Origin of the sequence: Pedobacter sp. ASV28 (assembly GCF_016428855.1) — a bacterium.
Classification (GTDB): Bacteria; Bacteroidota; Bacteroidia; order Sphingobacteriales; family Sphingobacteriaceae; genus Pedobacter.
Genome location: NZ_JAELTN010000055.1, coordinates 16,912 through 32,811, shown reverse-complemented (window position 1 = coordinate 32,811; position 15,900 = coordinate 16,912). Strand labels below are relative to the sequence as shown.

Below are 15,900 nucleotides of genomic sequence, written 5' to 3'. Positions count from 1 at the left end.
CCCCCCCCCCCCCCCCCCCCCCCCCCCCCCCCCCCCCCCCCCCCCCCCCCCCCCCCCCCCCCCCCCCCCCCTCTACCACCCCCCCCCCCCCGAGAACTACACTATGGCTCGATCGTCGGCAGCGTCAGATGTGTATAAGAGACAGCCCCTTAACCCGTGGTTGGTTCACTATTTTTAGATACTGAATTTTAAATAATCTCATTGGTGTAGGTAACTACATGCCATACCTTTTCGTAGTTTTTTCCTTCATAGGTGCCTTTTTTTTCTTCCTCATAAAAAGCTTCAAGAAAATAAATCCCTTTTTGCTTTGGAATAAAATTCAATACGCCACGGGCATTTGTTTCTTGTGTTTCGCTTTTTTGATCTGGCCCAACTACGGTAATTTTCTTATTTTTAAAAGGTGTATGGTTTAGCTTCACCAAATGGGGATTGTCCTGTGAAATGCCGAATACTGGTTTGCTAGGCTGTATGCTCAATGCCAGATCGTTTCGTAAGGCATTGTTTATCGTCGCCTTACCTACAAAGACATTAGCTAATGCATAATAGTCAATCTTGGCATTTTCGTAAAGGTCCTTTACATGGTGCACAATAGAAAGGGTATAATGTCCTTCTTCTTTTGGTGTAAAGGTAGCTTCATAGTAAAGGACGTTGGCCGTTGGCGATAATTCTTGTGTGTTACCATTTGGTCCAGTAAGTAAAAGCTTGAAATCTTTAAGGTTACTAAACCATTTTGCCGTAGAATCAGTTTCTTTTGAGGCATATTCCCCAAAGAAAATCTTTACTTTTTGGCTTACCCCTTTTTGGCCCTTAGTTGAAGTTTCAATCCATAAGGCATGGCCATAGCTATTGGCTACAAGAGCTATGGAAAGTAATAATAGAGTTAGTGTCTTTTTCATTTTTTTAAGTTTAAAAGCAACGCTTGTGATAAAATTTCTTGTTTTTGCGGATTTACCGACCAGTAGCCGATAAAGTATTGCTGGTTGGTGATATTGTTTGCATGATATGCCACCCTGAAATATTTAGTTTCGTGAGATAGACTAACACTCAGATTTTTAAGCGGCATTTTTGCCACTGTATTGGTGGGTCTATTGTTCTTGCTGGAGGATACAATAACTTCGTTCAGTTGTGATGAACTTTCTTTTAATACAAAGTTTACTGTGGTAACCTCTGAGGTTTTTACGATCGCGGCTTGTTCTTGTGTCCCCAGTTCAATATAAGAACTAACCACTTGGTAAGAAGCCGCCCTTGCTTTTGAAATGGTATATTCATCATTAGTATTGGTTAGCGCACTATATTTTGCGTGCTTTAGGCTTACCGTTACACCAACAACACCCTGCCCATCCGCAGTGGTAACTTTACCATTATTGGTTCCGTTTTGTTGCGCAAATGCTTCCGTGCTTATCAAGAGCAGTAGGAGTACAAGGGCTTGCGTATAGGTTTTCAAAAATTTCATTATTGATGTTAAAATTTATAAGCTATACTGAAGCGATAATTACGTGGTGCCTCTGCTTGCCAAGAATAAGTACCCTGATCGTAGGTTGGAGCATTGAAATAGCCGGTATAATAAGCACCATTATATAAATATTCATCCAATACGTTGAATACATTTCCCGTAATTTTTATTGGCCCCCTTTCCCAAGATAGACCTGCATCTACTTTAAGATAATTGGGTAAGTTTTGCTCAGGGTTGGTTCTGCTATAATTTTGTACGGCTCTACCTGCCAAATGGGTAACACCAGCGTTTAAGCCTGTGCCCTTTAACCATCCGCTTTGTAAAGTATAACTTAACCAGGCATTAGAAGTATGTTTGGCAAAACCAGGCACAGCATCTCCAACATTGATCGGTCCGTTGGCAATAGCCTTTGTTACTTTTCCATCAGTGAAAGCATAATTGGCTATTAAGACTAAGCCTTTTGCCATTTCTCCTTTTAGGTCAAACTCGATGCCCTCGGCTCGCTTTTCCCCTACCACAATGCTAAACATCTCTCCGGCTTTGTTTGCCGGATCTGTAGTGAGCTCGTTTTGTTTGGTAATTCGGTAAGCGGCTAAGGTAGTGTTCCATTTCCCATCTGCCCAGTCTTTTTTAAGGCCCACCTCCATATTTGATCCGGTAATTGGTTTGATTGAACTGCCGTCCCTCAACAGCCCGCTTTGTGGAATAAAGGCTTGATCGTAAACCGCATAAGCTGCAGTACTGTTGTTGATGGAATAGCTCAGCCCTAAACGAGGTGTAATACGTTTGGCCTTATCTGGACTGCCGCCCCAGGCCGACTGGCTTAGGTAAGCATAGCGAGCGGCTAGGGTTAAACGAAGTTTGTTTTGGAAGAATCCCAGTTCGTCTTGCATATATACACTTAAGTATTTCTGGTCCATTAAACCTCCTGCTGTTTTAGCCCGTTCTGTTAAACTGGTTATCCTATCAAAATTCGGATAGCCATTACTAGGAAAACCATAATTCGGAGAATATACATTGAAAGGAGCACTAACATCGTCCAGATTGTGAGACTGACCCCAATCGGCCATGTAATCTTTTTTACCTCCATCTAGGCCTATTAAAATCCTATGTCTTAATCCACCTGTTTTAGCTTCTCCATTTAAAAAGACCTGGGCTAATTTCATGGTACTTTCCGCATCCCATATCCCTGCATTTCTAATTACATTACCGTTTGGATAAACAAAAGCAGGCCATGTGCTGGTTCCCGTTTGCAGGTATTTAAAGTAGGCCGCTTGTGCGGTAACTTTCCAGGTATCGCTAAATTGGTGAACCAAGTTTAAAAAAACGCTGTGGTCGTTAATATTGGTTGGATCAAGCCCCGGTTGAGTAAAGGTAAATTCCCTGGGAAGGTTGGCATATCCTTGGGGCGAGAAAATATAATAAGAGCCAACTTCAGTCATTTGTGCTCTTTGTAAGGTATATTCTGCTGTAAATTTGGTTTGAGGGGTAAACTGATAGCTAATTACCGGCGCAATGCTGTACCTATCGTTGTGTTCATAAGGTCTAAACGATGCTTTCTGTTGGGCTGCGGCATTAAGTCTAAATAGTAACTTTCCATCATTGGTAATTTTTCTGTCCAGGTCGATAGTGGTTCTATAAAAATCATAACTTCCTAAAGAGAAGGAAACTTCACCTTTATCAAGGCCTGTAGGTTTTTTGGTAACGACATTGTACATGCCACTTGGATCGCCACTGCCCATTAGAAAGCCAGCCGGACCTTTTATAAATTCGATATGGTCTACGAAACTCATATCTTCTGTTAATGGTCCCCAGTAAGAGGATACAACATTAAACCCATTGCGCATCGCCTGTATTTGCGATCCCCGCATCTGGATGTTGGTATACATGTCGCCCCAATGCTCTAGCCGTACAGCCCCACTTACATTTCTGATCAAACCATCGCTCATGCTAATGATCTGCTGATCTTTGATGGTCTGGTTGCTTACGCTCTGAATGTTCTGTGCAGCTTCCAACAAAGGTTCGTTTAGTCTAGAACTGTTGTCGGGCGTGCTTATTTTATGGGTATTTTTCTTTGCCTGGATAGAGACCTCCTTTAAGGCCTGGCTATTTTCTGTAAGTATAAAGTTAAGCTCTAAAGTCTGTCCCGCCGAAATGGTAATGCCCTTTTCTTGTGTGTTGATCCCCACTGCGCTTACGCGTAAAACATAAGTGCCAGCCTTAATTTTGGAGAGTGTATAAAAACCTCCTTCATTGGTGGAAGTGCTTTGCGACCTATTTTTTAACCCTATGTTTACGTAGGCCGCAGGCTTGCCGTCGGCAGTAGTAATTTGTCCCTTGATACTCCCATTTTGTTGGGCAAGTGCCATAAACGAGAAGAGAAGTAGAACTGGCGTAATTTGAAAAAGTAATCGTATCTTCATTTTATTAATTTTTATTTAGATTAATTATAAATTGTGTCAAATATAAAGCGTAGATTTTTAATTACAAAACAATTTTGATCGTTCACCTTCTAATTTGGCTTGATGGGTCCTTGAGAATCAAAACATAGTACCTGAAATGCTGTTATAGAGGAAACGATTTTATGGATGTTAGGTCAAATGAACCATTTTGGTTGGTAGATAATGGGATTTTAAATTCCTATCCTTCTTTAAGAAAAGATATTGAATGTAATGTGCTTATTGTTGGAGCGGGCATTACGGGGAGTTTAATGGCAGATGCCTGTATAAAAGCGGGTTTAGATACCGTAATCATTGACAAGCGGGAAGTGGCCAATGGCAGTACTTCCGCGACTACTTCTATGCTTCAGTATGAAATAGACATATCCTTATATGAATTGGAGCACATGATAGGTGAGGTAGGGGCTGTAGCTAGTTACGGGGCATGCCGTGATTCGATTGAAGCTATAGGGAAATTAGTTGAAGAGATCGGATCTGAAGCAGGCTTCAGGAAGAAAGATTCCCTGTATTTTTCCGGCAACAAAAAAGATGTAAAGGGGTTAATAAAGGAATACGAGAAAAGAAAACAACATGGTTTTGATGTAAAATGGTTGGATAAAAAAGAGATTTATGCTACTTATGGCTTATTGGCAGATGGGGCAATTCTATCTACAGATGGGGCTAGCATAGATGCTTTTAAACTGACACATGAACTGTTGGATCATCATTGCAAAAAGGGCTTAAGGGTGTTTGACAAAACAGAACTCGTCAATGTGAAATATGAAAAAGACTTTTTGATCGTAAGAACGAATACAGAAGTAGTGATTAAGGCCCAAAAAATTGTGTATTGCACAGGATACGAGAGCCAGCAAATGATTCCAGAAAAGATCGTAAAACTAAAAAGCACTTATGCCATGGTGAGCGAACGATTGGAGACTTTACCTACAAAAATTGATGACACTTTATTTTGGAATACAGATAGCCCATATCTTTACATGCGCAGTACCGCAGACGGGAGAATATTGGTAGGGGGAGAGGATGAAAATTTTAAAAATGCAACAAGAAGAGATATGCTCTTGGGAAAAAAAGAAGAAAAACTATTAAAGACTTTTAATAAGTTCCTTCCAAAAATAAACTTTTTAACGGATTTTGCCTGGTGTGGCACATTTGGCGAAACAAAAGATGGTTTGCCCTATATCGGACCACACCTCAAATTCCCAAACAGCTATTTCTGTTTGGGCTTTGGAGGTAATGGTATTACTTTTTCTGTAATCGGTGCTCGTTTAATTACAGATATGATTCTACAGCGCGTAGACCCTTTGGCTTATTTTTTTAGGTTTGGCAGATAATTTATTAATTACTGCTGGATAATAATTTGGCCACTAAAAGGATGTTCTGAAGGCGAAGAAGGTTGATATAATCCTCTTGATATGATGGTGTAAAAATTAGCTGCAGCCAATGTGGTTGCGGCTATAGTGGCCTTAACGGTTCCTGAAGCGGTTTCTTTAATTTCAAAAGCTTTACTTCCTGGATCTACAGCTATAAAACCACTATAGGCCTTATAGGCTTTGTTGCTGCTAAGTGTACTTCCGCTTTCTACAGCCAAGTCTAGGGCAGGTGCATCGGGAGAGAGATTAATGAAACGTACATAGGCTTTATCAGCTGCAGTTCCCGAAAAGTTATCCGTAAGATAAAGCGCATCAAAATTTCCAGGTTTTCCAATAAGGTACAGGCTGTTGTAGCTGCCATTGCTAACGCCTATACCCGTTTTCGTATATAGGTTGTCGGTATAACCCGAATAAGTAAATTTTACATCATACGTTCCTGGGGTGTATTGTATATACTTTACTCCCCCACCAAAAGGAATGGCAACACTGTTCATTTTCGTACCACTTACATAAATATCATAAGTAGCTGGCGTTGGTGAGACATTATAAACGCTCAACGAGCCTACGGCTACTTCCGTATTGCTACTTTTACAGGCAAATAAGCTGGCCATAAAAGCAACTATACAAATGAAATAAATCTTTTTTTGGATGTGAATTTTTGTATATGTTCTTTTCATTCTGGATTATATATATCGTTTAAAGGTTGATAATTAGTCATTTGCTGTAGTTTGACGTCTTTATCATTTAATATACAAATATTAGCTTTATCTGCAATAATTCCATGTTAAACTTTGTTAAAAGATCAAATGGGTTTTAGGTAGGTTATTGTTAAGGAATATTAAACAGAATGTAAAAAAATAAGATATTTATTGCACAACTCAGATTTTATTTAAACCTTTGCGGCACAATCAATTCAATATAATTGGTTTTTGTAAAAAATGAGCAAACACATCATCCATAAGTTATCTGTTTTAGAGGCCAAGAGCATGGCCCCTAACGGCTATTTTATTGAACGTTTGCGACCCGTATTCCAAATTACTACAAGTCGGCAACTCTTTACGCCGCGGATTTAAGTCATACCCCTAGGGAACTTAAACCCATGAGGAATTGATCCTCACTAAAAACCCAATTAACAAGAATAACCTTATTTTTTCGTTAAAGAATTAATGAATAGCAACGATTTTATAGTGCAGGTTGCACTTCCTGAACATCGTGTTTTTGCTGAAGAAATAGTTGAAGAAATGGCCGAGTCAGCAAAGGCTAGAGGAACAGGTATCGCTAAACGTTCGCCAGAATATGTGTCTGGCAAGATGCAGGAGGGAAAGGCTGTCATTGCTTTTCATAAGGATGGAACGTGGGCCGGATTTTGTTACATCGAAACCTGGAGCCATGGTCAGTTTGTAGCCAACTCGGGCTTAATTGTTAGCCCTAAATTCAGAAAGGCCGGTCTGGCCAAGGCAATTAAGGAAGAAATTTTTGCACTTTCTAGAAAGCTGTATCCTAAAGCTAAAATTTTTGGATTGACCACTGGTTTGGCCGTGATGAAAATCAATTCTGATCTAGGTTACGAGCCTGTTACTTACTCTGAGCTGACCCAAGATGAAGAATTTTGGAAAGGTTGCCAGAGCTGCGTGAACTTCGATATTCTTAAAATGAAGGAGCGTAAAAATTGTATGTGTACAGCCATGTTGTATGACCCAGCAGAGAAAAAGCACGAAGAAGCCAAAAAGTTTGCCGAAGAACTACAGAAAAAGCCTAAACTTTACGAACGTTTTATGCGTATAAAGCAACGCTTAATCGAAAAAAATAAGGGCAGTAACGATTTGAAATCGCTATTGTTGTTTTTAGCATTTTTAAATAAATAGAAATTAAATAAGTCGTCATTGCAAGGTAGGAAGCAATCCTAAAGCGAAGGATTATTAATGGTAAGATTGCTTCCTACCTTGCAATGACGGAAAAGTAAAATTAAATACAAGATGAAAAAGAAAGTTGTTTTAGCATTTAGCGGAGGTTTAGATACCTCATTCTGTTGTATTCATTTAACCAAAGACAGAGATTTGGAAGTTCACTCGGTAGTGGTAAATACGGGCGGTTTTTCTGAAGAAGAGTTAAAGGAAATTGAAGCACGGGCTTATGCTTTAGGGGTAACATCGCATGCTGCGGTAGATGAAACCGAAAACTATTACAACGACAGCATCAAGTATTTGATCTTTGGCAATGTATTGAAAAATGCAACTTATCCTTTATCGGTAAGTGCCGAGCGTGTTTGCCAAGCTACAGCCATTGCTAATTACGTAAAGAAAATTGGGGCTGATTACGTAGCGCATGGTAGTACAGGTGCGGGTAACGACCAAGTACGTTTCGATATGATTTTCAATATCCTTATTCCGGGTGTTGAGATTATCACACCGATTAGAGATTTAAAATTATCTCGCGAAGCGGAAATTGAATATTTAGCCAAACACGGTGTGGTTTATACGGCAGAGAAAGCAAAATACTCGATTAATAAAGGTTTATGGGGTACTTCAGTAGGTGGTGCAGAAACATTGACCTCTAACCAAACCTTACCAGAAAGCGCTTGGCCAACTCAAGTAACTGAAACCGAATCTAAGAAAGTAGAACTGACTTTTGAAAAAGGCGAGTTGGTTGCGGTTGATGGTGAGAGATTGGCGCCTGTAAGAGCCATCCAAAAATTACAAGCTATTGCTGCTCCTTTTGGTGTGGGTCGTGATATCCATGTTGGCGATACGATTATAGGTATTAAAGGTCGTGTAGGTTTTGAGGCGGCAGGGCCGATGGTCATCATCAAAGCGCACCATGCTTTGGAGAAACATACCTTAACCAAATGGCAGTTAAGCTGGAAAGAGAATTTAGCCTCTTTCTATGGTAACTGGTTGCACGAAGGTCAATTCCACGATCCAATTATGAGAGATATGGAAGCTTTCTTGACTTCTACACAAAGTACCGTTAACGGAAAAGTATTTGTGGAGTTGTTGCCATATCGTTTCCACATCATTGGTATCGAAAGTGCTAATGATTTGATGAGCAATAAATTTGGTAGCTACGGCGAAATGAACAATACTTGGAGTGGCGAAGATGTAAAAGGTTTCTCTAAAATATTCGGTAACCAAGTAATGATTTGGCATAAAGTAAACTCAGAAGCGTAGCTTCTGACGGAATAAGATTTAAGATAGAGGTAAGGTTAATACGCCAAAACCTTACATCTTAAAACCCTAAACCTGATAAGATGAGTAAAATAAAAATTAAGCGTATTGATCGAAATGAAGCTAACTTAGTTGTTGGCTTGTTTAATCAGTACAGGATATTTTACGGTAAATTCTCTGATTTAGGAATGGCAAAGGCTTTCATCGACGCCCGACTAGAGAATAACGAATCAGTCATTTTTGTAGCATTGGATGAAAACCAATCAGTAGGATTTACACAGCTTTATCCGAAATATTCATCCGTAGGACTGGTTAAAAATTGGATATTGAACGATTTGTTTGTGAATCCAGAATACCGTAAACAAGGAATTGGGGAGACGCTTATTAAAACGGCCATGAATTTTGCGAAGGAACAAGGCGCTGCTTATGTTCAGCTAGAAACAGCCGTTGATAATTTTACAGCGCAAAGTCTTTACGAACAAATTGGTTTTGTAAAGCAAGGGCCAAATGAAGAGTTTTTACTTTATAAAATTGAAATATAAAACAAAAGGGTAGAGATACCCTTAAACATTCAACTTTAAACTAATGAAAATAAAGGCAGGAATTATTGGAGGAGCAGGTTACACAGGTGGCGAAATGCTACGTATCTTGGTTAATCACCCACAAGTAGAAATTGCTTTTGTAAATAGCAGCAGCAATGCTGGAAACTTAATTTCAGATGTACATACTGATTTATTCGGAGATACTGATCTGAAATTTACAGACCAAATTTCGCAAGATATTGATGTGCTATTTTTATGTGTTGGCCACGGCGATGCAAAGAAATTTTTGGAAGCAAACCAGATAAACGAAAAAGTTAAAATCATCGATTTATCGCAAGACTTTAGATTAGCTCAAAACTCGCAACTTGCAACTCGTAACTTTGTTTACGGCTTGCCAGAATTGAATAAAAAGAAAATCCAATCTGCGCAAAACATTGCCAATCCAGGTTGTTTTGCAACTTGCATCCAAATGGGCTTATTGCCATTGGCCGCAAAAGGCTTGCTAAAAAGTGAAGTTCACATTAATGCCACTACAGGTTCAACTGGAGCAGGGCAGAGCTTGAGCAAAACCTCGCATTTTAGCTGGAGAAATAATAATCTTTCGATTTATAAGGCTTTCGAGCATCAGCATTTAAATGAAATAGGTGAGAGCTTAGCTCAATTGCAAGGCGAAGTGAAAGAAGCGCTAAATTTCATACCTCAGCGTGGTGATTTTACCAGAGGGATTTTGGCTGCAATGTACATTGAAAGTGATTTGACCGAAGAAGCTGCGTATGAGCTCTACGAAAGCTATTATGCCAGTCATCCATTTACCCATGTAAGTCGGAAAAACATCGATTTAAAACAGGTGGTAAATACCAATAAGTGCTTGATTCATTTGGAAAAACATGGCAACAAATTATTTATCATCAGCATCATCGATAACCTTTTAAAAGGTGCCAGCGGACAAGCGGTTCAGAATATGAATTTAATGTTTGGCTTAGAGGAAACGGCAGGGCTGAAATTGAAAGCGATTGGGTTTTAGGTTATAAGTTTTAAGTAATAAGTCATGCAAGATTTCAAAAGTTTGAAAGTATGGGAAAAGGCGCACGGGCTTACGCTTGAAATTTATAGGTACACAAAAGATTTTCCGAAAGAAGAACTTTATAGCCTAACCAATCAACTGCGGCGAGCTGCTTCATCGGTTCCCGCTAATATTGCAGAAGGTTGTGGGAAACAGACAAAAGCAGATTTTGCAAACTTTTTAAATATTGCTTTGGGGTCAGCTAATGAAACAGAGTACTTTTTGATATTATCACGAGACCTAAATTATATTAACCAAGATAATTTCAATACACTTTCAAAGGAAGCAAACGATGTCAAGGCAATGCTCATAAATTTAATTACCAAGGTTAGGGCTTAGTAGAACTTATTACTTAAAACCTATAACCTACAACTTTTACGAAATGAACTTATACGACGTATATCCATTAAACGACATAGAAATCACCAAAGCATCAGGCAGTAATGTTTGGGATGCTAACGGACAACAATATTTAGACCTATATGGCGGTCATGCGGTAATTAGCATTGGCCATACCCATCCACATTATGTACAACGTTTAACCGAACAGTTAAATAAAGTAGGGTTTTACTCTAATTCCATTAAAATTCCTTTGCAAGTACAGTTGGCAGAAAAACTAGGCCAGGTTTCGGGAAAAGTAGATTATCAATTGTTCCTATGCAACTCTGGAGCAGAAGCTAATGAAAATGCTTTGAAATTGGCTTCTTTTTACAACGGCAGAAAAAAAATCATTGCTTTTAAGGGTGCTTTCCATGGCCGTACTTCATTAGCGGTGGCTGCTACGGATAATCCAAAAATTGTAGCACCAGTTAACGAAACGGAAAATGTTATTTTCTTGCCCCATAACGATGACCAGGCATTAGTAGACGCTTTCACAAAACAAGGAAATGAAATTGCAGCGGTAATTCTTGAAGGCATTCAAGGTGTAGGCGGCATTAGAGAGGCCTCAAAAAGCTTCTTGCAAAAAATACGTTCACTTTGTGATGAATATAATGCGGTTTACATTGCCGATAGCGTACAATGTGGTTATGGCAGAACTGGATTGTTTTATTCGCACGATTGGGCTGGTGTAAGTGCAGATATCTACACTATGGCTAAAGGAATGGGCAATGGTTTCCCAATTGCTGGGATTTCTATTGCACCTAAATTTAAGCCTTGGCATGGACAGCTTGGAACTACCTTTGGTGGGAACCATTTAGCTTGTGCAGCCGCTTTGGCCGTGTTGGAGGTGATCGAAAAAGATAACTTGATGAAAAATGCCGAGGAAGTAGGTGCTTATCTGATCGAGGAGCTAAAGAAATTTGAGCAGGTTAAAGAAGTGCGTGGAAGAGGCTTAATGATTGGTATTGAATTGCCAGAAGCGCTAGCTCATGTAAAGAAGGATTTATTATTCAAACATTTTATCTTTACTGGAGAAGCAAAGCCTAACGTGATCCGTTTACTGCCAGCATTGAATTTGACCAAGGAACATGCAGAGGAGTTCCTAAAAGCATTTGCTGAACTAGTGAAATAATATAAACTACCCGTCATTGCGAGGCACGAAGCAATCTTACAACGTTAGTATGAGATGTAGCTTTAACATTGCTTCGTGCCTCGCAATGACGAACTTGATAAGTGAATGAGGTCAAAGCGATGCTGATTGGCCTCTGAAGAAAATTAGATAATAAACAGGAAAAGCTTTTTGCTTTTCGCTTTAAACTTTCCGCTTAAAATGAAACTTTTCTCTTCCGTACACGATGTAGCAGACATCAAACAATTAGTATCAAGTGCATTGGCTTTAAAAGCTAGTCCTTATGCTTATGGCGATCTGGGTAAAAATAAAACCTTAGGCTTGGTGTTTATGAATCCAAGTTTGCGTACGCGTTTAAGCACCCAAAAAGCAGCCCTTAATTTGGGGATGAACGTGATGGTGATGAACATGGATAAAGAAGGCTGGGCTTTAGAAACGCAGGATGGTATCGTTATGAATGGGACTACCGTAGAGCATATTCGCGAAGCTGCGGCGGTGATGGGAGAATATTGTGATATTCTTGGATTACGTTCTTTCCCAAAATTGCAGAACAGAGACGAAGATTACAACGAAGAGTTTTTTAACAAATTCGTGAAATTTTGTGGCGTACCAGTGGTAAGTTTAGAAAGTGCAACCAGGCATCCCTTACAAAGCTTGGCCGACCTGATCACCATTACCGAGACCAATCCGGTTCCTATTGCCGACAGGGCTAAAGGCATAGTGCCAAAGGTAGTTTTAGCTTGGGCTCCACACATTAAACCTTTGCCGCAGGCAGTACCAAACTCTTTTGCGGAGTGGATGAGCAGAGCGCAGCAAGAAGGGATGTTAGATTTTACGATCGCTCAGCCAGCAGGATTTGAACTCGCCGAAAGCTTTACTCCAGGGGCCAAAATTTCACATAATTTAGATGAAGCCATTGCCAATGCGGATTATGTTTATGTGAAAAACTGGAGCAGCTACAAAGAATATGGTCAAATATTGCCTTTCCCAGATGGTTGGATGATGGACAACGAGAAATTAAAGCTCACTAATAATGCAAAAGTAATGCACTGTTTGCCTGTTCGTCGCGATTTGGAATTAGCTTCGGAGATATTGGATGGACCAAATTCATTGGTCATTCACGAAGCAGGAAATAGGTTGTGGTCTGCTCAGGCAGTGCTAAAAGCGATGTTGGAAGAAATAAAATAGTTAAGAGTTTTGGGTTTCGAGTTACAGGTGTAAATGCCTAAGCTCATAACTCATAACTTATAACCCATAACCTAAAACATGCAAAAACTAACCATCATTAAAATAGGCGGAAACGTTATTGACAATTCCGAAAATCTTCACCGTTTTCTGGAGGATTTTACGGCACTAAAAGGGCCTAAAATATTGATACATGGAGGAGGTAAAATTGCTACTGAGATTAGCGTTTCGCTAGGCATTGAGGCCAAAATGGTTGATGGCCGTAGAATTACCGATATTGAAACCCTACGGGTGGTGACCATGGTTTACGCAGGATTGATTAATAAAAATATTGTTGCGCAACTGCAAGCAAAAGGAAGCAATGCCATTGGCTTAACGGGGGCAGACGGGAATATCATTAAGGCAAAAAAACGTCCGGTAAAGGAGATAGACTATGGTTTTGTGGGCGATTTGGATGAGCATTCGGTTTCGGCAACGGCTTTGGCCAATTTGCTAAAAGTAGATTTTGTACCAGTACTTTGTGCCATTACGCATGATGGTGAGACACAACTTTTAAATACCAATGCTGATACGATTGCTTCGGCAGTGGCAGTGGCAATGTCGGCCCTATATGAAACGCATTTGGTATATTGCTTCGAGAAGAAAGGGGTTTTGAAAGATGTAAATGATGATGCGACTGTAGTGAGGGAAATTCGCTCGGCCGATTTTGAGCCTTTAAAAGCGGATGGAACGGTAGCAGGAGGGATGATTCCGAAATTACACAATGCTTTTGAAGCAATTAAGAAGGGCGTAACTTCAGTTTATATTGGCAAAGCCGATGAATTAGCGGAGATAGCGACAGGCACTTTCGGAACGAAGCTGTTGAAGTAACATTGTGTAATCGTCATTGCGAGGCACGAAGCAATGACTGCTTGGGAGTAGAATGTTGCAGTCTTTCGTTTCCAAACCTGATAGCAGCGAAAATACTTTTGTTGCATTATAGTTGAAGATTGCCACGTCGTTTCTATTCGCAATGACGATAAACGAAGTATAACAGCGCGTTAAAAAAGATTGAAGCGGATAGCAGGGCTAAACATTAAAAAGAGCATCACTACTGCTTTTCAAATAAAATAAAACCATCGAAACATCGGTGAAATCATAAAATCTGGGTAACCGAGCTTGCGAGCTCATCAACGATAATCACAAAAAGATGAAAAAAATAACCATTATCGGCAGTGGAAATATTGGACTGTCTTTAGCAAAAGGACTCGTAAATAAAGCTTATTGCAAGTCAGACAACATTACTTTGACCCGCAGAAACATTAAGTTGATGACGGAAGAAGTGGCTGCTGGATTTAAAGTGAGTGATGATAACTTGGCTGCCATTGAAGGTGCTGATATTGTCGTTTTGGGAGTATTGCCGCAACAGTTAAAAAAAGTTTTAGTACAACTGGCGCCTGCGGTAAATCCAGAAAAGCAGCTTTTCGTTTCAGTGGTTTCGGGAGTAACCTGTTCGGATGTGCGTAAGGAGCTCGGCGAAAATGTACAGGTGATTAGGGCAATGCCCAATACGGCCATTTCTATTGGACAAAGCATGACTTGCATCGCTACAGATAATGCAACTGATGAAAATTTAAACGAAGTAGTGACCTTGTTTGAAACGGTTGGTGCAGTGGTGACCATCCAAGAAGACTTAATGACCTCGGCAACGGCCTTGTGTGCCTGTGGCATCGCGTTCTTTTTACGCAGCATTAGGGCGGCTTCACAAGGTGGTGTAGAGATTGGTTTCCATGCGCACGACGCTTTGAAAATGGCGGTGCAAACGGCCAAAGGAGCAGCAGATTTATTGTTATTGAACCAAACTCACCCAGAAACTGAAATAGATAAGGTAACTTCGCCAAAAGGATGTACTATTGCAGGCTTAAATGAAATGGAACATAATGGTTTCAGTTCATCGCTAATTAAAGGAATTAAACTTTCGGCTAAAAAAGCAGGCGGGTTATACAATGAATAAGGCTAAAGGCTTAAAGCGGAACGCTTAAAGCAGGTTTGGAAGTTGAATTTTATGCGCTTTTAGCCTTGGGCTTTAAGCTTTGAGCACAGAGAATGATTGAAAAATTAATAAAAGAAAGCACAGAGTTGCTAAGGGATCTGATCCGTATTCAGTCTTTTAGCAAAGAAGAAGATAGAACGGCAAATTTAATTGCGCAGTTTTTGGGCGAAAGGGGAATTAAAACACATCGCAAGCTTAATAATGTGTGGGCTTATAACAAGCATTTTGATGGGGCAAAACCAACAGTCTTGTTGAACTCACATCACGATACGGTTAAACCCAACTCAGGTTATACTCGCGATCCCTATGATGCCGCTATTGAAGATGGCAAGTTATTTGGTTTGGGCAGTAATGATGCAGGTGGTTGTTTGGTATCGCTAATTGCTACTTTCTTATACTTTTATGAGCAGGAAGGCCTCAAATATAATTTCTGTTTGGCGGCAACTGCCGAGGAAGAAATCTCTGGAAATGATGGCTTAGAGCTGGTCATTCCAGATTTGGGAGCGCTAGAATTTGCTATTGTAGGCGAACCGACAGAAATGCACCTTGCCATTGCCGAAAAGGGATTGTTGGTCATTGACTGCACTGCTCATGGAAAAGCGGGCCACGCGGCTCGGGAAGAAGGAGAAAATGCCATTTATAAAGCCTTACCTGATATCGAATGGTTCCGAACGTATCAGTTTCCTAAAGTATCGGAAGTGTTTGGCCCAGTAAAAATGACGGTAACCATTATTAATGCAGGCTCGCAGCATAACGTGGTGCCTGCCAACTGTACCTTTACCGTTGATGTTCGCGTAACGGATGCTTATACCAATGAAGAAGTAGTTGAAATTATTAGGCAAAACGTAAGCTGTGAGGTAAAGCCAAGATCGGTAAGGTTAAAACCTTCGTCTATAGACAAAAACCACCCGATTGTACAGGCTGGAATTGCTTTGGGCAAAACTACTTATGGTTCACCAACCACTTCAGACCAAGCCTTGCTGTCTATTCCATCCTTAAAATGCGGCCCTGGTTTTTCTGGCCGCTCGCATATGGCAGATGAGTTTCTATACGTAGACGAAATTAGACAGGGAATAGAAGGCTATATCGCCATGCTGAAGCCTGTGGTTGCTTAAAAATTTAGGA

The 15,900-nt window shown here is 40.2% G+C and carries 15 protein-coding genes; 11 read left to right on the top strand and 4 right to left on the bottom strand.

The annotated features are described in order from the left end of the window. Positions 1-188 precede the first annotated feature (188 nt). Genes JHD79_RS17570 through JHD79_RS17560 form a run of 3 tightly spaced genes read right to left on the bottom strand, consistent with a single transcriptional unit; the run spans position 189 to position 3,876 of the window. Positions 189-896, bottom strand: a complete 708-nt coding sequence (locus JHD79_RS17570) for a hypothetical protein (RefSeq protein WP_199120609.1) — start codon at positions 894-896, stop codon at positions 189-191. Then, complete coding sequence (locus JHD79_RS17565) at positions 893-1,453, bottom strand: carboxypeptidase-like regulatory domain-containing protein (protein ID WP_199120608.1); 561 nt, start codon at positions 1,451-1,453, stop codon at positions 893-895. Before JHD79_RS17565 ends, JHD79_RS17570 begins: the two co-directional genes overlap by 4 nt. 8 nt (positions 1,454-1,461) lie before the next feature. Continuing rightward, positions 1,462-3,876: a TonB-dependent receptor gene (locus tag JHD79_RS17560; protein ID WP_199120607.1), complete on the bottom strand. Its 2,415-nt coding sequence runs from the start codon at positions 3,874-3,876 to the stop codon at positions 1,462-1,464. A gap of 161 nt (positions 3,877-4,037) precedes the next feature. On the opposite strand from JHD79_RS17560, the gene JHD79_RS17555 reads away from it, so the two are divergent. Next, a complete protein-coding gene (locus tag JHD79_RS17555; RefSeq protein ID WP_199120606.1) occupies positions 4,038-5,240 on the top strand; it encodes an FAD-binding oxidoreductase in 1,203 nt (400 codons plus the stop codon). 8 nt (positions 5,241-5,248) lie between these two features. On the opposite strand, the gene JHD79_RS17550 is transcribed toward JHD79_RS17555, so the two are convergent. Beyond that, positions 5,249-5,956 (bottom strand): DUF4397 domain-containing protein, encoded by a 708-nt coding sequence (locus JHD79_RS17550; RefSeq protein WP_199120605.1) that lies wholly within the window; start codon positions 5,954-5,956, stop codon positions 5,249-5,251. 489 nt (positions 5,957-6,445) lie between these two features. Between JHD79_RS17550 and JHD79_RS17545 the strand changes: the two genes are divergently transcribed. From JHD79_RS17545 to JHD79_RS17500, 10 genes are all read left to right on the top strand, one after another. Further along, positions 6,446-7,144: a GNAT family N-acetyltransferase gene (locus tag JHD79_RS17545; protein WP_199120604.1), complete on the top strand. Its 699-nt coding sequence runs from the start codon at positions 6,446-6,448 to the stop codon at positions 7,142-7,144. Positions 7,145-7,255: 111 nt separating this feature from the next. Beyond that, positions 7,256-8,446 (top strand): argininosuccinate synthase, encoded by a 1,191-nt coding sequence (gene argG, locus JHD79_RS17540; RefSeq protein WP_199120603.1) that lies wholly within the window; start codon positions 7,256-7,258, stop codon positions 8,444-8,446. An 80-nt stretch (positions 8,447-8,526) separates the two neighbouring features. After that, positions 8,527-8,985, top strand: coding sequence for a GNAT family N-acetyltransferase (locus JHD79_RS17535; RefSeq protein ID WP_233164770.1), 459 nt, complete (start codon positions 8,527-8,529; stop codon positions 8,983-8,985). 43 nt (positions 8,986-9,028) lie between these two features. Beyond that, positions 9,029-10,009 (top strand): N-acetyl-gamma-glutamyl-phosphate reductase, encoded by a 981-nt coding sequence (gene argC, locus JHD79_RS17530; RefSeq protein WP_199120602.1) that lies wholly within the window; start codon positions 9,029-9,031, stop codon positions 10,007-10,009. Between the two features lie 24 nt (positions 10,010-10,033). After that, positions 10,034-10,387, top strand: coding sequence for a four helix bundle protein (locus JHD79_RS17525; RefSeq protein ID WP_199120601.1), 354 nt, complete (start codon positions 10,034-10,036; stop codon positions 10,385-10,387). A 43-nt stretch (positions 10,388-10,430) separates the two neighbouring features. After that, positions 10,431-11,561, top strand: a complete 1,131-nt coding sequence (locus JHD79_RS17520; RefSeq protein ID WP_199120600.1) for an aspartate aminotransferase family protein — start codon at positions 10,431-10,433, stop codon at positions 11,559-11,561. Between the two features lie 198 nt (positions 11,562-11,759). Next, positions 11,760-12,746 (top strand): acetylornithine carbamoyltransferase, encoded by a 987-nt coding sequence (locus JHD79_RS17515; protein WP_199120599.1) that lies wholly within the window; start codon positions 11,760-11,762, stop codon positions 12,744-12,746. Between the two features lie 78 nt (positions 12,747-12,824). Next, positions 12,825-13,613 carry an acetylglutamate kinase gene (gene argB / locus JHD79_RS17510; protein WP_199120598.1) on the top strand — a complete coding sequence of 263 codons (789 nt, stop codon included), beginning with the start codon at positions 12,825-12,827 and terminating at the stop codon, positions 13,611-13,613. A gap of 319 nt (positions 13,614-13,932) precedes the next feature. Beyond that, positions 13,933-14,736 carry a pyrroline-5-carboxylate reductase gene (gene proC / locus JHD79_RS17505; RefSeq protein WP_199120597.1) on the top strand — a complete coding sequence of 268 codons (804 nt, stop codon included), beginning with the start codon at positions 13,933-13,935 and terminating at the stop codon, positions 14,734-14,736. Between the two features lie 92 nt (positions 14,737-14,828). Next, on the top strand, positions 14,829-15,890 hold the full coding sequence (locus JHD79_RS17500) for a M20 family metallo-hydrolase (RefSeq protein WP_199120596.1): 1,062 nt from the start codon (positions 14,829-14,831) through the stop codon (positions 15,888-15,890). Positions 15,891-15,900 lie beyond the last annotated feature (10 nt).